Source organism: Acinetobacter sp. 1424608, from assembly GCF_000588255.1.
GTDB classification, from domain to species: domain Bacteria; phylum Pseudomonadota; class Gammaproteobacteria; order Pseudomonadales; family Moraxellaceae; genus Acinetobacter; species Acinetobacter nosocomialis.
In genome coordinates, this window is record NZ_JFXL01000018.1 from 57,666 (window position 1) to 75,665 (window position 18,000).

The 18,000-nt window shown below is 40.7% G+C and carries 12 protein-coding genes and 1 pseudogene; 11 read left to right on the forward strand and 2 right to left on the reverse strand.

Annotated elements, in window-relative coordinates; all coding sequences use genetic code 11:
* Window positions 1-326: 326 nt before the first annotated feature.
* The 4 genes from lldP to dld all read left to right on the forward strand — a co-directional run bounded on the left by lldP (window position 327) and on the right by dld (window position 6,066).
* Window positions 327-1,994 carry an L-lactate permease gene (lldP, locus tag J678_RS19160; protein ID WP_170832356.1) on the forward strand — a complete coding sequence of 556 codons (1,668 nt, stop codon included), beginning with the start codon at window positions 327-329 and terminating at the stop codon, window positions 1,992-1,994.
* Window positions 1,995-2,013: 19 nt separating this feature from the next.
* Window positions 2,014-2,766, forward strand: coding sequence for a transcriptional regulator LldR (gene lldR, locus J678_RS19165; RefSeq protein ID WP_004711163.1), 753 nt, complete (start codon window positions 2,014-2,016; stop codon window positions 2,764-2,766).
* On the forward strand, window positions 2,763-3,908 hold the full coding sequence (gene lldD / locus J678_RS19170; protein ID WP_031956251.1) for an FMN-dependent L-lactate dehydrogenase LldD: 1,146 nt from the start codon (window positions 2,763-2,765) through the stop codon (window positions 3,906-3,908). The genes lldR and lldD overlap by 4 nt, the downstream gene beginning before the upstream one ends.
* Window positions 3,909-4,359: 451 nt before the next feature.
* A complete protein-coding gene (gene dld / locus J678_RS19175) occupies window positions 4,360-6,066 on the forward strand; it encodes a D-lactate dehydrogenase (protein ID WP_032027449.1) in 1,707 nt (568 codons plus the stop codon).
* Between the two features lie 48 nt (window positions 6,067-6,114).
* On the opposite strand, the gene J678_RS19180 is transcribed toward dld, so the two are convergent.
* A complete protein-coding gene (locus tag J678_RS19180) occupies window positions 6,115-7,329 on the reverse strand; it encodes an aromatic amino acid transaminase (protein ID WP_031956250.1) in 1,215 nt (404 codons plus the stop codon).
* Between the two features lie 335 nt (window positions 7,330-7,664).
* A pseudogene (locus J678_RS23320) lies at window positions 7,665-7,799 on the reverse strand (hypothetical protein).
* 45 nt (window positions 7,800-7,844) lie between these two features.
* Between J678_RS23320 and J678_RS19185 the strand changes: the two are divergent.
* The 7 genes from J678_RS19185 (at window position 7,845) to J678_RS19220 (ending at window position 17,957) form a co-directional block, all read left to right on the forward strand.
* Complete coding sequence (locus J678_RS19185; protein WP_002050495.1) at window positions 7,845-8,555, forward strand: GntR family transcriptional regulator; 711 nt, start codon at window positions 7,845-7,847, stop codon at window positions 8,553-8,555.
* A complete protein-coding gene (prpB, locus tag J678_RS19190; RefSeq protein ID WP_001118924.1) occupies window positions 8,548-9,432 on the forward strand; it encodes a methylisocitrate lyase in 885 nt (294 codons plus the stop codon). Before J678_RS19185 ends, prpB begins: the two co-directional genes overlap by 8 nt.
* 260 nt (window positions 9,433-9,692) lie before the next feature.
* Window positions 9,693-10,850 (forward strand): 2-methylcitrate synthase, encoded by a 1,158-nt coding sequence (gene prpC / locus J678_RS19195; RefSeq protein ID WP_031956248.1) that lies wholly within the window; start codon window positions 9,693-9,695, stop codon window positions 10,848-10,850.
* Window positions 10,850-13,456: a Fe/S-dependent 2-methylisocitrate dehydratase AcnD gene (acnD, locus tag J678_RS19200; RefSeq protein WP_031956246.1), complete on the forward strand. Its 2,607-nt coding sequence runs from the start codon at window positions 10,850-10,852 to the stop codon at window positions 13,454-13,456. The genes prpC and acnD overlap by 1 nt, the downstream gene beginning before the upstream one ends.
* A 77-nt stretch (window positions 13,457-13,533) precedes the next feature.
* Entirely contained in the window at window positions 13,534-13,752 is a 219-nt protein-coding gene (locus J678_RS19205) for a hypothetical protein (protein ID WP_016142555.1), read from the forward strand.
* A gap of 434 nt (window positions 13,753-14,186) precedes the next feature.
* Window positions 14,187-16,148: an ATP-binding protein gene (locus J678_RS19210; protein WP_031956243.1), complete on the forward strand. Its 1,962-nt coding sequence runs from the start codon at window positions 14,187-14,189 to the stop codon at window positions 16,146-16,148.
* Between the two features lie 643 nt (window positions 16,149-16,791).
* A protein-coding gene (locus J678_RS19220) for an IS3-like element ISAba22 family transposase (RefSeq protein WP_085940844.1) occupies window positions 16,792-17,957 on the forward strand; the annotation gives its coding sequence in 2 pieces (ribosomal slippage) (window positions 16,792-17,050 and window positions 17,050-17,957; 1,167 coding nt in all).
* The last annotated feature ends 43 nt before the right edge of the window (window positions 17,958-18,000 follow it).

The following is an 18,000-nucleotide window of genomic DNA, read 5'->3' on the forward strand; positions in this document are numbered from 1 at the left end:
GATCATGAATCAGGTATGTTTATAGTTTTATATTCAAATTTTTCATTCCATTTCTGTAGTTCATATTTAAGTTTATAAGAAAGTATTTTTACGACTTTAGTCTAATAAATAAATTTATAAATTAGAAATTACTTGATTTTACTTAATACTATTGGTCATACCAATTATGGTGATTATTTAATTGTTGATCTTGCCAATATCTGTGTTTATGATGCGATCTGCGGTTTAAGGAATAACATTTGCACTTAAATTTTAATTGGTCATACCAATTGTGTTGAATGTTTAAAAGTTTAAGGTAAAAAAATTCGCCCCGGCATTTCAAGGAGATGACAATGCTCAATATGTGGCAACAACTTTATGACCCTTTAAATAATATTTGGCTGTCCAGTGCGGTTGCGTTAATCCCGATTATATTCTTCTTTTTGGCATTGGCTGTTTTTCGTTTAAAAGGCAGTATCGCGGGTACGGGCACAGTCATTATTGCATTATTGATTGCTCTCTTTTTCTATCAAATGCCGGGTCAAATGGCCTTCGCATCCATTATCTATGGTTTCTTCTATGGTCTATGGCCAATTTCGTGGATCATTATCGGGGCAGTGTTTCTATACAAGATTTCGGTAAAAACAGGCCAGTTTGAAGTTATCCGTTCAAGTATTTTGTCGATTACTGAAGACCAACGTCTGCAAATGTTACTGGTTGGTTTTGCATTTGGTACTTTCCTTGAGGGGGCGGCGGGCTTTGGTGCTCCTGTTGCAATTACCGCTGCACTACTTGTCGGTTTAGGCTTTAAACCACTTTATGCTGCTGGTTTATGCTTGATCGTAAATACAGCACCAGTTGCGTTCGGTGCAATGGGTATTCCAATTATTGTGGCTGGGCAGGTGTCAGGTGTAGACACTATGGAAATCAGCCAGATGGTGGGGCGTCAGTTGCCATTTTTAACGCTAATTGTGCTGTTCTGGATTATGGCGATTATGGATGGCTGGCGCGGTGTAAAGGAAACTTGGCCTGCGGTGTTGGTCGGTGGTGGTTCGTTTGCGATTGCCCAATATCTCACCTCTAACTTCATTGGTCCTGAGTTACCAGACATTACCGCAGCAATTGCTTCATTGGTCAGCCTGACTTTGTTATTCCGTGTGTGGAAACCAAAACATATTTTCCGTTTTGAACCTGAAGCGGGTCAGACTTTGACTCAGCAACCTACAACAGTTCAACATTATAGCATTGGGAAAATTGCAAAGGCATGGTCTCCATTTGCTATTTTAACGATAATGGTCACGATCTGGAGTGTTAAGCCATTTAAAGCATTATTTGCAAAAGATGGGGCTCTTGAACATTGGATTTTTAAACTTGAAGTGCCGTACTTACATAAATTGGTCGAAAAAATGCCGCCAATTGTGTCCGAGATGAAACCATACGAAGCGATTTATAAGTTTGATTGGTTCTCTGCAACAGGTACTGCAATTTTTATTGCTGCGATCATCACAGTTATTTTCTTAAAAATGAAAGCAAGCGAGGCAGTAACAACCTTCGGTGAAACGCTCAATGAGTTGAAAACACCGATTTACTCGATTGGTATGGTGTTGGCATTTGCTTTTATTGCGAACTATTCAGGTTTATCTGCAACTTTAGCTTTAGCTCTAGCACATACAGGGCATGCGTTTACTTTCTTCTCGCCATTTCTGGGTTGGCTTGGTGTGTTCCTTACAGGTTCAGACACCTCTTCAAATGCTTTGTTCTCGGCACTACAGGCAACTACAGCACAGCAAATTGGTATTCCGGAAGTGTTATTGGTTGCTGCCAATACCAGCGGTGGTGTGACTGGTAAGATGATTTCTCCGCAGTCGATTGCGATTGCTTGTGCCGCAGTAGGCTTAGTTGGAAAAGAGTCTGACTTGTTCCGTTTCACGGTAAAACATAGCATCATATTCACTGTCTTTGTTGGCATCATTATTACGGTTCAGGCTTATCTGGTTCCGTGGATGATTCCATAACTCCAGTGAAGGAAACGCGATGAGAATCTCCGATCAAGTGGTCATGAAATTGCAGGCATTAATTGAAGAGCGTCACATGAAAAAAGGTGACCGTTTGCCTGCCGAACGCCAGCTTGCAACTAGCTTGGGAGTTTCTCGTCCGTCTTTGCGTGAAGCCATTCAACAGCTCAATAGTCAAGGTGTACTGATTAGCCGCCGTGGCGATGGGACTTATATTCAGCAGTTACCTGAACAGTGGCCACAGCAACTCATTGTGAACCCAATTAGTAACTTGATTGAAGAAGATCCGTTATACCGTTTTGATGTGCAAGAGGCGCGGTTATTACTTGAAGGTGGCACTGCTTGGTATGCCGCATTACGTTCAACGCCTGAAGATCGAGCCAAAATTCATCATTATTTTAATGAAATTAGCCGTCACCAAAATGCGGGTGACTCAGCACAGGCCGCGGTGGCAGATGCTGAATTCCACTTAGCAATTGCCGAAGCATCTCACAATGTGGTGCTGATTCAAATGATGCGTAGCTTGTTTGATTTGCTGCAATACAACGTCTTGTTAGGGCGTAAGAAAGTTTATAACGACCCTGTCAATGGTGACTTGCTCAGCGAGCAGCATTTTCAGGTGATGGATGCTATTGATCGTAAAGATCCCGAGGCCGCACGCCAAGCTGTCTGCGGTCATATTGAATTTGTGATTAATCATGTGCGTTCTCTGGATGAAGATGAAGCTCGCCAGAAACGTGCAAATCGTTTAAATAGAGTTGATTCAAAATGATTATATCTTCTGGCAATGATTATCGTGCTGCTGCACAACGTCGCTTACCTCCATTTTTATTTCACTACATCGATGGTGGAGCGTATTCGGAATATACCTTAAAGCGTAACGTACAAGATTTGTCAGAAATTGCATTGCGTCAACGTGTGCTCAACGACATGTCAGCGTTAAGTTTAGAGACAAAACTGTTTAATGAAACGCTGTCGATGCCAGTTGCTTTGGCGCCTGTAGGTTTAACAGGTATGTATGCACGCCGCGGTGAAGTGCAGGCCGCGATGGCTGCCGATAAAAAGGGCATCCCATTTACGCTTTCAACAGTTTCTGTTTGTCCGATTGAAGAAGTTGCACCTGCAATTAATCGCCCAATGTGGTTCCAGCTTTATGTATTACGTGACCGTGGGTTTATGCGTAATGCTTTGGAACGTGCAAAAGCAGCAGGCTGCTCAACACTGGTGTTTACCGTAGATATGCCTGTGCCTGGTGCACGTTACCGTGATGCACATTCGGGTATGAGTGGGCCAAATGCTGCGATGCGCCGTTATATGCAGTCAGTATTTCATCCGCATTGGTCATGGAATGTGGGCTTAATGGGACGCCCGCACGACTTGGGTAATATCTCTAAATATTTAGGCAAACCGACTGGGCTTGAAGACTATATTGGCTGGGTAGGCTCGAACTTTGACCCATCAATTTCATGGAAAGATCTTGAGTGGATCCGTGAGTTTTGGGATGGTCCAATGGTGATTAAAGGTATTTTAGACCCTGAAGATGCCAAAGATGCTGTGCGTTTTGGTGCAGATGGTATTGTGGTATCGAATCACGGCGGTCGTCAGTTAGATGGCGTGATGTCATCTGCTCGTGCATTGCCTGCAATTGCTGATGCCGTCAAAGGTGACCTAGCAATTTTGGCTGACTCAGGCATTCGTAATGGTTTAGATGTGGTGCGTATGTTGGCGCTCGGTGCCGATACAGTATTACTTGGCCGTGCGTTTGTGTATGCCTTGGCAGCCGCAGGTGGGCAAGGAGTTTCAAACTTGCTTGATTTGATTGATAAAGAAATGCGTGTTGCGATGACGCTCACGGGTGCTAAGTCGATTTCGGATATTAATGCGGATTGTTTAGTACAGGCGATGAAGCTCTAACGTTTCCGTATTAACTTTGATGATATTGGCACGACGGAGTCTTATCCGAAAAGGTTCAATGTAAGTAGCTAATTGACGTTACTTTTTTTTAAAAGTAACCAAAAACCTTTGTTTCGATGACGGTACGTCCTTGCTACCGCATCGAAACGGCGGCATCCCTGCCGCCAACGCGTAGCCAATTTGAATTAAATCTAACACCTAGAGATTAGCTGCTAGTGCTAAGCGTCACTTACAGCCTGCGTGGTATGAGCAAAGTTTTGTTTTTGCAATATAAATTGAAAAATGGATACAGCGAATAGGTTCTGTAAGTGACAATGGTTTTGATTACTTTTGCCAAAACAAAAGTAATGGAATTAGCTACTTTAAATATTAGTTCTAAATGGAAAAACTCCCTTGAGCTTTTCTGATTTTTAAAAAACTATGTGGTAGGGATGACCAAAAGGAAACCATCATGCAAACACTTTCTCCTCAAGCAGTGATCGAACGTTTACAAAATATTGTAGGGCGTTCTTATGTTTTGACCGATGACCAAAGCACGCGTCAGTATCGTCAAGGTCGTCGTTTTGGAGAGGGGAAAGTGCTTGCAGTGGTTGTACCAGGGACTTTGCTAGAGCAATGGCAAGTGTTGCAGGCTGCAATTGAGGCAGACTGTATTGTGATTATGCAGGCAGCAAATACAGGACTCACTGGTGGTTCAACCCCGTATGGTGATGATTATGATCGTCCTGTTTTGGTAATGAGTCCCCGCCGATTAAAGGGCATTCAGGTCATTCATGACGGCAAGCAAGTGATTTGTTTACCGGGGGCGACCTTAGATAATTTAGAGCAAATTTTAAAGGGCTATGATCGTGAGCCACATTCGGTAATTGGTTCATCTTGTATTGGTGCATCGGTACTTGGTGGTGTGTGTAATAACTCTGGTGGTGCACTGGTACGCCGTGGACCTGCGTATACTGAACTGGCGTTATATGCTCAGGTCAATGCTGCTGGTCAATTAGAGCTGGTGAATCATTTAGGGGTGAATTTAGGCTCGACACCCGAAGAAATTTTGACTCGTTTAGAGAAGCAGCAATACCAAGCCGTAGATATTTTAGATGATAGTGAAAAGCAGGCATCAGATCATCGCTATGCACATGATGTGAAACAGGTCGATGAAGATACACCTGCTCGTTTTAATGCAGACCCGTCACGATTGTTTGAAGCATCAGGTTCGGCAGGTAAAGTCTGTGTGTTTGCTGTACGCCTTGATACCTATGAAAAAGTAGAGAGCAGTGTTTTTTATATTGGTAGTAATGATGCTGATGATTTAACGGCCATTCGTCGTTACTTACTGACCTCTCTGCCAAGCCTACCGATTGCAGGCGAATATATTCACCGTGACGCTTACTTGATTGGTGAAAAGTACGGAAAAGACACTTTCTTATTTATTGAAAAGTTTGGTACAGCCAATGTTCCAAAAGCTTTCGCGATGAAAGACAAAGTCGATGGCTTTTTAGAAAAATTTAAAATTAAAGGCTTAACAGACCAGATTTTACAGGCGATTACCTTCTTTTTACCGAGTCATTTGCCTAAGCGTATGACCGAGTATCGAGACCGTTATGAGCACCATTTGGTTTTACGTGTCGAAAATAATTCGAAAGCACAGACAGAGCAATTTTTAAAAGAATATTTTACTGTGCATCAGTCAGGTAGTTATTTCGTATGTAGTGAAGAGGAAGGTCGAAAGGCGTTCTTACACCGTTTTGCGATTGCGGGGGCGGCAATTCGTTATCGTGATACGCACCGTAGTGAAGTTGAAGATATTGTAGCGCTTGATATTGCGCTACGTCGTAATGACCGCGAATGGGTAGAGCAACTACCAGCCGAGATGGAAAAGAAAATCATCCATAAACTCTATTATGGGCATTTCTTTTGTCATGTGTTCCATCAGGACTATATTCTTAAAAAGGGTAATGATCCGTTAGAAATGGAACATCAAATGTGGAAATTACTCGATGCGCGCCGTGCTGAATATCCGGCAGAGCATAATGTTGGGCATCTTTACATTGCCAAACCTGCATTAGCCAATTTCTATCAAAAACTCGACCCAACCAATAGCTTTAATGTGGGTATTGGCCATACCTCAAAACTGAAATATTGGGGTAAGGCTAAATCTTAATATCGAGACATAAAAAAAGGCGCCGAAGCGCCTTTTTTTATAGATGTCTTATGCTGCTTCTACTGATTTAGCAAGCACTTCAGCCATTGCTTTAGCAACAGTGTAAACATTGTTCATGTTTAAACCTGCTACACAAATACGGCCACTACGTACTAAGTAGATTGCATATTCTTCACGCAAGATATCAACCTGTTCAGCAGTTAAACCTGTGTAGCTGAACATACCTTTTTGGTTTACAAGGTAGCTAAAGTCGCGGTCTGGTAATGCTTTAGTAAGTTCGTCTTTCAAGATGCTACGCATTTTAATAATACGCTCACGCATCTCTCTCACTTCGCCTTGCCATTGTTGGTTAAGTTCAGCGTCATTTAACACTTCATCAACTAACCAAGCACCTGTTGTAGGAGGGCTAGAGTAAATACGGCGTACAGTCGCTTTTAACTGACCGAATGTGCACTGAGCAGCTTCTGCATCGTCACATACGAAAGTTAAGCCGCCAACGCGTTCGCCATATAAAGAGAAGATTTTAGAGAACGAGTTGCTCACAATGAAGTTTAGACCTGCTTGGTCTAAAGCACGGATTGCATATGCATCTTCTTCCATACCGTCACCAAAACCTTGGTAAGCGATGTCTAGGAATGGAATAAGGTTACGATCTTTTAATACTGCAATTACTTGGTCCCATTGCGCTGGGTTTAAGTCAGCACCCGTTGGGTTATGGCAGCATGGGTGCAATAACACAATGCTTTGCTCAGGCAAAGTTTTAAGTGTAGACAACATACCGTCAAAATCTACACCACGCGTTTCTGCATCGAAATATGGGTAGAAATGAGTTTTGATGCCAGCGCCATTGAAAATCGCAACGTGGTTATCCCAAGTTGGTTGGCTTACCCAAACGTCTGAATTTGGGAAATAAGTTTTTAAGAAATCTGCACCAACTTTCAATGCACCTGAACCACCAAGCGTTTGGATGGTTACAGCACGGCCAGCTTTAACTGCTGGGCTGTTTGCACCAAATAAAAGTGCTTGAATTGCTTCACGGTAAGGTTTGAAGCCTTCCATTGGCAAATAAAGTTTGGTTTTACCGTTCTTAGGCTCAATACGCTTTTGCGCTTCGATAATGGTCTCTAACTGAGGAACAATGCTGTCTTCGTTATAATAAAGACCAATACTCAAGTTTACTTTTTCAGAACGAGTATCAGCATTGAACTGTTCCATTAAAGAGAGAATTGGATCGCCTGCGTATGGGGGGATATGTTGAAACATCAAAAAAGTCCTTTCATTCAACAATATGCATAGTGCTGGGTTTTTTCTGTCTCGAAAAATACGCTACAACTATGTCGATGCTCAATAATGTATCAATAAAGCTACCGTGAAGCACCTGATAATTTCACTAATATCGATATTTTCTGGATGAAAATGATAAAAAGATTTAAAAGAAATTACGGTAAATAGAAACTAATTTCTAACTCATGCTTTCATTCAAGCAGATTGTCTACAATCTTGCTGTAATACATTGGTTGTAGACTAAAGTTTGAAACAAAAGATTAGAGGCCGAAAAGCAACTAAAAAAGTGCCATAAATCTATAGGTAAATTAATATTAAGTAACTGTTTTATATATATTAATTGGCAAGTGGTTTAATTGTTTAAATATAAGGTGATATAAGCGGTCAGGCTATAAAAATTGACCTGATGCGTTCTGAAAAGTGTCAACAATCACCTTGATTTTTTTCATTCATCTCGCTATAAAACTCATAATTGATTAAAAATTGTCGACAATATGCAAGATTTGACCTACGCACCAGAGCCATTACAAAGTCAGGGAAGAACACTGACCGAGCATGTATTTAAGCAAATACAGACGGCGATTGTTTTGGGTCAAATTCCGGCAGGTAGCAAAATTTCCGAGCCTGAACTGGCACGTACTTATGGTATTAGCCGTGGGCCATTGCGTGAAGCGATTCATCGCCTTGAAGGGCAACGTTTGGTTGAGCGTACCGCACATGTGGGCGCGCGCGTGGTTTCGCTCTCACTGCAACAGTTTAAAGAGCTTTACCAGATTCGTGCGTCATTAGAAGGTTTAGCTTGCAAACTCGCGGCACAGCATATTGATAAAAAGCAAATTCTGGCGCTACGTGATGTTTTGCGTATGCATGCCGAAGATGAAAACTTTAAAGCAGGTAAAGGATATTACTTGCAAGAAGGGCAGGACGATTTTCACTACTGTATTATCAAAAGTAGTGGCAATAAAACCCTAGAAAAAATGCTATGTGATGAGCTTTATCATCTCATCCGTATGTACCGAATTCAGTTTTCAAACACACCCGATCGTCCAAGCAAAGCTTGGGACGAACATATTCGTATTTTAGATGCAATTGCAGAAGGCGATGGTGAACTTGCCGAGCTGCTCATGCATCGACATATCAATGCTTCTTACAAAATTATTGAGCAAACACTGCTACAAGCACAAGGAGAACATAACAATGGCTAAACAATCCGCAGGTCAGCTATTTCGCGATGCCGTAGCCCAAGAAAAGCCATTACAAGTGGTGGGAACCATCAATGCCAATCATGCACTTTTGGCAAAACGTGCAGGTTATAAAGCGATTTACTTATCAGGTGGTGGTGTAGCAGCTGGTTCTTTAGGCTTACCTGATTTGGGAATCAGTAACCTTGATGATGTGTTGACCGACGTACGCCGTATTACTGATGTATGTGATCTTCCATTATTGGTCGATGCGGACACAGGCTTTGGTGCTTCTGCATTTAACATTGCACGTACTACAAAATCACTGATCAAGTTTGGTGCTGCGGCAATGCACATTGAAGACCAAGTGGGTGCAAAACGTTGTGGTCACCGTCCAAACAAAGCCATTGTGACTCAAGAAGAAATGGTTGACCGTATTAAAGCTGCGGTCGATGCGCGTGGTGATGACAGTTTCGTGATTATGGCGCGTACCGATGCGTTAGCGGTTGAAGGCTTACAAGCTGCCATTGACCGTGCGGGTGCCTACATTGAGGCAGGTGCAGACATGTTGTTCCCTGAAGCAATTACCGAGCTTGATATGTACAAGCAATTTGCTCAGAAGACAGGCGTACCAATTTTGGCAAACATTACCGAGTTTGGTTCTACACCACTGTTTACCACTGAAGAGTTGGCATCTGCCGATGTAAGTCTTGCGCTTTATCCGCTTTCTGCTTTCCGTGCCATGAACAAGGCAGCCGAAACTGTGTATGAAACCTTACGTAAAGAAGGTACACAAAAGAACGTGGTTGATATTATGCAAACGCGTAAAGAGTTATATGAACGCATTAACTACTACGCGTTTGAAGACTACTTAGACAACGCATTTGCTAAAAAGAAATAAATAAGCCCTCTTTTAAAAGAAGGGGAAGCGATGGTCTTGGCTATCGTGAGGGCGGCATGGATGCCGCTACGTTGGACTGCGATATATGGATATATCGTCAGACCAACAAGGATTTTTGCTTACTTTTCATCCGTGAAAAGTAAGGCGAACGGCAGGTTAAATCAAAAATTGGATGAGAACTCGGCAAGACGCTGTCGCGTTTTCACCCAAGTAAAAATTGAACAAACAACAAATTCAGATAGATAGGAAAGGACAATCTTATGAGCTCAAATGAAACAACAACAGGCTTCAAACCAAAAAAATCAGTTGCACTTAGCGGACAAGTTGCAGGCAACACAGCACTATGTACCGTAGGACGCAGCGGTAACGACTTGCACTATCGTGGCTATGACATTCTTGACCTTGCGGCAGGTAGCGAGTTTGAAGAAGTTGCTCACTTGCTCGTACATGGCAAATTACCAAACAAAGCTGAACTCAAAGCATATAAAGCAAAATTAAAAGCGCTTCGTGGTTTACCGGCAGCACTTAAAACTGCACTTGAGCAATTACCACCATCTGCACACCCAATGGATGTGATGCGTACTGGTGTTTCAGTACTAGGTTGTTTAACTCCAGAACATGAAGACCACAATGAAGCGGGCGCAAAAGACATTGCTGACAAATTAATGGCAAGCTTAGGTTCAATGCTGCTTTATTGGTATCACTTCAGCAATAACGGTCGTCGCATTGAAGTTGAAACAGATGACGACTCAATTGCAGCGCATTTCTTGCACTTACTTCATGGCGAAAAACCATGTGAAGAGTGGATTCAAGCGATGCATACATCACTTATTTTGTATGCTGAGCATGAGTTCAACGCATCTACATTTACGTCACGTGTGGTTGCAGGTACAGGTTCTGACATGTACTCGGCAATTACAGGCGGTATTGGTGCACTTCGCGGACCTAAGCACGGTGGTGCAAACGAAGTTGCATTCGTGATTCAACAACGTTACGACAATGCAGACGAAGCAGAAGCTGACATCCGTAAACGTGTTGAAAACAAAGAAGTCGTGATTGGTTTTGGTCACCCTGTATATACAGTTTCTGACCCACGTAACGAAGTGATCAAGAAAGTGGCACATGACTTAGCAGAAGCGCAAGAGAACACCAAAATGTACCTCATCGCTGAGCGTTTGGAAGCAGTGATGAAAGAAGTGAAAAACATGTTCCCGAACCTCGACTGGTTCAGTGCGGTGAGCTATCACTTAATGGGTGTTCCAACTGCAATGTTTACACCGTTATTCGTAATTGCACGTACAGCAGGTTGGTCAGCACACGTGATTGAACAACGCCAAGACGGCAAAATCATTCGTCCAAGCGCGAACTACACAGGCCCTGAAAACCTCGAATTTAAACCATTGGCGGAGCGTGGTTAATGAACACAAAATACCGTAAACCGCTGGCAGGTACCCAGCTTGAATATTACGATGTGCGTCAAGCCGTTGAAGATATTCAGCCAGGCGCATACGAAAAACTGCCTTACACCTCTAAAGTACTCGCTGAGCAGTTGGTACGCCGTGCCGATGCCGAGAACTTAACTGCTTATTTAACGCAGTTGATTGAACGCCGTCAGGACTTGGACTTTCCTTGGTATCCAGCGCGCGTGGTGTGTCATGACATCTTGGGTCAAACTGCATTGGTTGACCTTGCAGGTTTGCGTGATGCGATTGCTGAGAAGGGCGGCGATCCATCTAAAGTTAACCCAGTTGTACCAACACAGCTCATTGTTGACCACTCTTTAGCAGTGGAATATGGTGGTGCTGACCCAGACGCTTTTGCAAAAAACCGTGCTGTTGAAGACCGCCGTAACGAAGACCGTTTCCACTTTATTGAGTGGACTAAAACCGCATTTAAAAATGTCGATGTGATCCCTGCAGGGAACGGCATTATGCACCAGATTAACCTAGAAAAAATGTCTCCGGTCATTCAGGCGCGTGATGGCGTAGCATTCCCAGACACATGCGTCGGTACAGACTCACATACCCCACATACCGACGCTTTGGGCGTAATCTCTGTAGGTGTGGGTGGTTTAGAAGCTGAAAACGTAATGTTAGGCCGTGCATCTTGGATGCGTCTGCCAGACATTATTGGCGTTGAGTTGGTTGGTCAGCGTCAAGCAGGCATTACTGCAACAGATATCGTGTTGGCTCTAACTGAATTCTTACGTAAAGAACGCGTAGTTGGTGCTTACCTTGAGTTCTTTGGTGAAGGTGCTGACAGTATGTCTGTGGGCGACCGTGCAACCATTTCGAACATGACACCTGAGTATGGCGCTACGGCTGCGATGTTCTACATCGACCAAAACACAATCGACTACTTACGCCTAACAGGCCGTGAAGATGCTCAAGTGGCATTGGTTGAACAGTACGCAAAAGAAATTGGCCTTTGGGCATCTGAAATGACCAAAGCAGAGTACCCACGTGTACTACGTTTTGATCTATCGACAGTTACACGTAACATTGCTGGTCCATCAAACCCACATGCACGTGTTTCAACCAGCGACCTAAAAGAAAAAGGCATTGCAGGTGTAGTTGAAAACCGTTCTGATGGCTTAATGCCAGACGGCGCAATCATTATTGCTGCAATTACTTCATGTACCAATACCTCTAACCCACGTAACACCGTGGCGGCAGGTTTGTTAGCACGTAAGGCAAATGAGCTAGGCTTAGTTCGTAAACCTTGGGTGAAATCATCATTTGCACCGGGTTCAAAAGCGGCTGCACTTTACCTTGAAGAAGCAGGTGTTCTAAAAGACTTAGAGAAACTTGGTTTTGGTATTGTGGCTTATGCTTGTACAACGTGTAACGGTATGTCTGGTGCGTTAGATCCAGCTATTCAGCAAGAAATTATTGACCGTGACTTGTACGCAACCGCAGTACTCTCTGGTAACCGTAACTTCGATGGCCGTATCCATCCATATGCAAAACAAGCGTTCTTGGCATCTCCACCGCTTGTTGTGGCATATGCAATTGCAGGTACGATTCGTTTTGATATCGAAAAAGATGCGTTAGGTTATGACAAAGAAGGTAACCCGATTTACCTCAAAGACATCTGGCCATCTGACGCTGAAATTGATGCGTTAGTTAAGCAAGCCGTGAAGCCTGAACAGTTCCGTAAAGTCTACATTCCAATGTTTGACTTGGGCGAAGTTGAACAAGCGAAGAGCTCACTTTACGATTGGCGTCCGCAAAGTACTTACATCCGCCGCCCACCATATTGGGAAGGGGCGTTGGCTGCACCACGTACTTTGGCGAACATGCGTCCGCTTGCGATTTTGGGTGATAACATCACTACCGACCACTTATCGCCTTCAAATGCTATTTTGATGGACTCGGCTGCGGGTGAATACCTTCACAAAATGGGCGTACCAGAAGAAGACTTCAACTCATACGCAACGCACCGTGGTGACCACTTGACTGCACAACGTGCAACATTTGCAAACCCGAAACTTTATAACGAAATGGTTCGCCGTTCAGACGGTACTATTAAGCAAGGTTCAAAAGCGCGTGTAGAGCCAGAAGGCGAAGTGATGCGTATGTGGGAAGCGATTGAAACCTACATGAACCGTAAGCAGCCGTTAATCATTATCGCGGGTGCTGACTACGGTCAGGGTTCAAGCCGTGACTGGGCTGCGAAAGGTGTACGCCTTGCAGGTGTAGAAGCGATTGTGGCAGAAGGTTTTGAGCGTATTCACCGTACTAACTTGGTGGGTATGGGCGTGTTACCACTCGAGTTTAAACCGGGTGTAAACCGCAAGACTTTAAAGCTAGATGGTACAGAGCTTTATAGCGTGATTGGTAATATCGCGCCGCGTTCGACTTTAACTTTAGTGATTGAACGTGCTACAGCGGATGGTAAAGAAGAGATTCTTGAAGTGCCTGTGACTTGCCGTTTAGATACAGAAGAAGAAGTTTCTGTATATGAAGCGGGCGGTGTATTACAGCGTTTTGCGCAGGACTTTTTAGAAGGCCAAGTGGCTTAATATTTAGTCTATAACTGATTGAAATTTATTCTAAAAGGCCCTATCTTGATGATGGGGTTTTTTGTTGAGTATAAAAAATGGAAAAAATATACGAGTCTAGAATTATTGATGAATTTGAAGGGTGGGATGGTGATAAAACCTATGAGCTTGATAATGGAAGCATATGGAAATTAGCATCTTATAAGTATCAATATAGCTATAAATATCGCCCAAAAGCAGTTATCTATAGAAATAATGGATCTTATTATTTGGAAGTTGAAGGGATGGGAGAGGCTTTAAGAGTATATAGATTATAACTTTAGATAAGTATTATATTTATAAAAGACTATAAAAAACCCGACATCCTATCGGGCTTTTTCGTATTTGGTTGCTAGATATGACTCCTGTCGTATCTCACGTCCTGATGCATGAATCTATCATTGTTGTTTTGTGTTCCGGAACATCCAGTTCCTGTATGAACTCATCATAGGAAAAAAAGCGGGGAGTCGCTAATCCGCAAAATCCCTAAAAGTTTGTAAGATAAATCGTACAAAATGAAATTGAGGAAGTATCTGTGTCTTGCTGTTTAGATACGGAAGAAGAGAATTTTTGTATGTAAAGCAGGTAGCGTATTACAGCGTTTTGCTCAGAATTTCTTGGCGTTGTTTAAATTAATTTTGTAAGAAGGTTTTAAAAATCTTATTACTGTTTGTTAATATATGTAGCAATATTTAAAAATGAAGATAAAGATATGGAAAATAAGGTTTGGGATCCGCTTGCATCTGGTAGAGAAGCCGACACAGAAATAGTATCTGCCGCACAAAAAAGAGAAATAAAAAATATTTTAAAATCTTATGTCGGTATGTACGATTCTTTTTCAGAGTTAATACAAAATGCTATGGATGCAGTTGATCGCCGTAAAAAGAATGAAATTGATCAAGATTACAAAAGAAAAATTTGGTTAACTATTAATTTAAAAGAAAATTCTTTTTTAATAGTTGATAATGGTACAGGTTTTAATGAAAAAGAGTTTCAATCTTTCCTAGCTCCCAACATATCTTTTAAAAATAATGGTGAAAGCCGTGGGAATAAAGGAGTAGGGGCAACTTATATTGGGTATGGATTTAATAAGCTTAATTTTGGAACAAAAAATGGAACATATGAATTTATTGGTGAATTGAAAAATGGTAGAAACTGGGTTGAAGATTATAAGGGAGTTGTAACAAGACCTATAGTTACTCAATCAGATTTTAAAGATGATGATTTTAATGCGGTTGATAGGGGGTCTATATTTAAATTATTTTTTGGTGGAGAAAATACGAGACCTAAAGATTTAGCATGGTATATGGCAACCACACCAGAACAGTGGCTATATTTACTATTAACTAAAACACCTTTAGGAACCATACGATTTTTAGATTCTGAAGATGAAAATATTTTTTTCAACTTAAAAGTCATAGATAAAAATGGTACTGAGAATATATTAGAAAGTCAGTTGGCAGAGTATATTTTTCCTCATGTAAAAATTAAAGCAAGCGTTAATTTAAAAGAAGTATTGGATTATCAAAAGAAATTATTGGAGGCAAATAAAGACCCAACCTCCTTACCACAAAGATATTTTCATTCAAATGGGATATATGAGTTTTTTTCGACGAATGAACTATGTCAATTATTAAAACAAAAAGATATAGAATTAATCGAACAATATAATGTTGAGGCGTATGGGTATTTCACCTATTCTACTTCTGTATGGGATGAGCTTAACGATAATAAGGCAAAACTTCGTAAGGGCTATCGAGTTTTAAGAGGTGGATTACAGCTCGCTAACAATAAAATGATACAAGGAGAAGTTATAGTAATTCCACTGACTTCGAATATTGGATATCAGAACCAGACACATGTAGTCATTCATTTTAAAGATGCAGATCCTGATTTAGGTCGGAAAGGCTTTCAACCTGAATTAAAAGAAATCGCTGAAAAAATTTCAGTGCAAATTGTTAATAAGTTTAAGAATTGGAAAAAACTTTTAAAAAATGATAGTGGTACCAAACCTGATATTGATAAAGAGATTGAGTTGCATGAGTGGGTTAGGGCACAAGAGAATCATGAACAAACAAATCCACTAAGATTAACCAATCAAAATTTTTTCTTGCCTGTAAATGAAATTTCTATTGTTTCAGAGCCGCAATCTGAACAAGATGTAATAGTTTTATTTAATCAGTTAATTGCTGGTGGAGTAATTAGGGGTATTAAGCTTTATGCAACAAGTCAAATAAAACAATATGATGGTATTTTTAAATTTACAATTAAAGAGCCAGTTGACAATCATATTTTTGATATTGAAAAAAACCCTTTGGGTATCGATGATTCATCTTCATTAAAAGAAGTCTCAAGCCCGCCTAAAATACTAGAATATAAGTATAATTTAGATGCATTAATTGGTGATTTTGAGAGTGAATATAAAAATGAAAAAGAAATTCATTTGACTATAGTTTGGGAAGTTGGGAATGAATGGAAAAAAAATTATGACATAATCTCATATTTGGATTTAGATAATTTACATCAGCGTCGTTACCATGGGATTACTCATTTATTAACCTCAGGTACAAGTTCTTTTTATTTAATAGCTCTTAAAGAGTTAATTGAATATCTTAATAATACACAAGGAGTGCAAGATCAACAGAAGAAAAAGTATTCAAATGATATATTTTAATATCATGGGTATATCTAATAATTTTTCTTAAAACAAGAAATTACTAAATAGTATCTGGTATAGGAGTAACTTTTTAATCTTTTTTAATTCAATCGCTAATAGGGTGTCTCAGGAAGATTGATAAATAATCAAGATTATTTACTAAAGTATATGTGCTATTTCTTAACTCTTTAAAGCATAAAGCTATATTAATATGCAGTTTGAAACATAAAAAAAGCCCGACATCCTGTCGGGCTTTTTCGTATTTGGTTGCTAGATATGACTTCTGTCGTATCTCACGCTCCTAGTGCATGCCCCTATTTTTTGCTCCAAAACATCCTGTTCCTGTATGAACTCATCATAGAAAAAAAGCAGGGTATCGCCAATCCACAAAAAATCTTAATATTTTGGTTGTAACTGATTGAAATTTATTCTAAAAAGCTCTATCTTGATGATGGGTTTTTAGTGGTGTAGTAGAGTGAGCAAATCAGAAATAATTAATAATAAATTTAATCGATTAATTGAAAATGCTTTCGATTTTTTAGAACAATCTATAATCGAATTAGAAAATAGTCCAAAGTTTTCAGTTATTCATTTCTGATGTGTGCTGAAAAAACAGGAGGTTTTAACTTGGTAAACTAAACACACTCATCAGGAGTTTACCATGAGCAAGAAACACAAGACTTACACCACAGAATTTAAAGCTGAAGCCATCAAATTAATTGAAGCCAATCAAGGCAATGTCTCGGAAACAGCTAGACAACTTAGCATTTCAATGCAAACTCTTTCAAATTGGAATACCAAAGCAAAGGCTGGAACTTTAGCAGGTACAAAACAGTATTCACCTGATCTAAACGCTCTACTCGAAGAAAATAAAAAACTCAAACAACAGCTCAAAATAGCTGAAATGGAACGTGAATTTTTAAAAAAGGCAGCAGCGTACTTTGCCAAAGAAAGTCAGTAAGGTACGCCTATATGAAACAAAAAAGATATTCTTTTCCAATTACCTTAATGGCTCGATTACTTCATGTTTCAGTTTCATGTTTTTATGATTGGCTCAAGAGAGGCGTGAGCAAAAGAACGATTCAACGAAATCAACAGACGATATTGGTGAAAATAGCCCATGAGGAGACAAGGCAGAGCTATGGTTATATTCGATTAACCAAATACTTACAAGCTCAGGGTATAAAAATGAGTATGTACGCTGTACGTCAGATAAAAGCGCTGAACCACCTGTATTGTAAGCGACACAAGCGTTTTAAAAGGACTACGAATAGTGACCATAATCGAGCGATCTATGAAAACCTGCTGGAGCAACAATTCTCAATGACTAGACCAAATCAAGCATGGTCAAGTGATATTACGTACATATGGACTGTTGAAGGATGGCTGTACTTAGCAGCGGTAAAAGACCTTTACACGAAGCAAGTGGTTGGCTATAGCTTAAATGAGCGCATGACAACACAGCTTGTTTGTAATGCGCTAAATATGGCTATTCACAATCAAAAACCAACCAAAGAACTGATTGTGCATTCAGACAGAGGAAGTCAATATTGCAGCCATGAATATCGAAATATACTTGAGCAATATGGTTTTCAAGGTTCAATGAGCAAGCGCGGAGACTGTTACGATAATGCACCGATTGAAAGCTTTTGGGGAATACTGAAAAATGAGTTAGTGCATCATTACAACTATCAAACCAGAGAAGAAGCCAAAGCAGATATTATAAAATACATTGAATTATTTTATAATCATCGAAGAATTCAAAAGGGTTTGGGTTTTAAGACACCAAATCAAATGGCCGAAGACTTTTATAAGTTGGCTGCCTAGAATCTCCCAAGGGAAAGTCTCCTGATAATTCAGCGTATATCAT

Excerpts from the sequence above, each read along its gene's own strand:
- lldP (WP_170832356.1), top strand. The coding sequence starts at position 327 with ATGACAATGCTCAATATGTGGCAACAACTTTATGACCCTTTAAATAAT.
- lldR (WP_004711163.1), top strand. The coding sequence starts at position 2,014 with ATGAGAATCTCCGATCAAGTGGTCATGAAATTGCAGGCATTAATTGAA.
- lldD (WP_031956251.1), top strand. The coding sequence starts at position 2,763 with ATGATTATATCTTCTGGCAATGATTATCGTGCTGCTGCACAACGTCGC.
- dld (WP_032027449.1), top strand. The coding sequence starts at position 4,360 with ATGCAAACACTTTCTCCTCAAGCAGTGATCGAACGTTTACAAAATATT.
- J678_RS19180 (WP_031956250.1), bottom strand. The coding sequence starts at position 7,329 with ATGTTTCAACATATCCCCCCATACGCAGGCGATCCAATTCTCTCTTTA.
- J678_RS19185 (WP_002050495.1), top strand. The coding sequence starts at position 7,845 with ATGCAAGATTTGACCTACGCACCAGAGCCATTACAAAGTCAGGGAAGA.
- prpB (WP_001118924.1), top strand. The coding sequence starts at position 8,548 with ATGGCTAAACAATCCGCAGGTCAGCTATTTCGCGATGCCGTAGCCCAA.
- prpC (WP_031956248.1), top strand. The coding sequence starts at position 9,693 with ATGAGCTCAAATGAAACAACAACAGGCTTCAAACCAAAAAAATCAGTT.
- acnD (WP_031956246.1), top strand. The coding sequence starts at position 10,850 with ATGAACACAAAATACCGTAAACCGCTGGCAGGTACCCAGCTTGAATAT.
- J678_RS19205 (WP_016142555.1), top strand. The coding sequence starts at position 13,534 with ATGGAAAAAATATACGAGTCTAGAATTATTGATGAATTTGAAGGGTGG.
- J678_RS19210 (WP_031956243.1), top strand. The coding sequence starts at position 14,187 with ATGGAAAATAAGGTTTGGGATCCGCTTGCATCTGGTAGAGAAGCCGAC.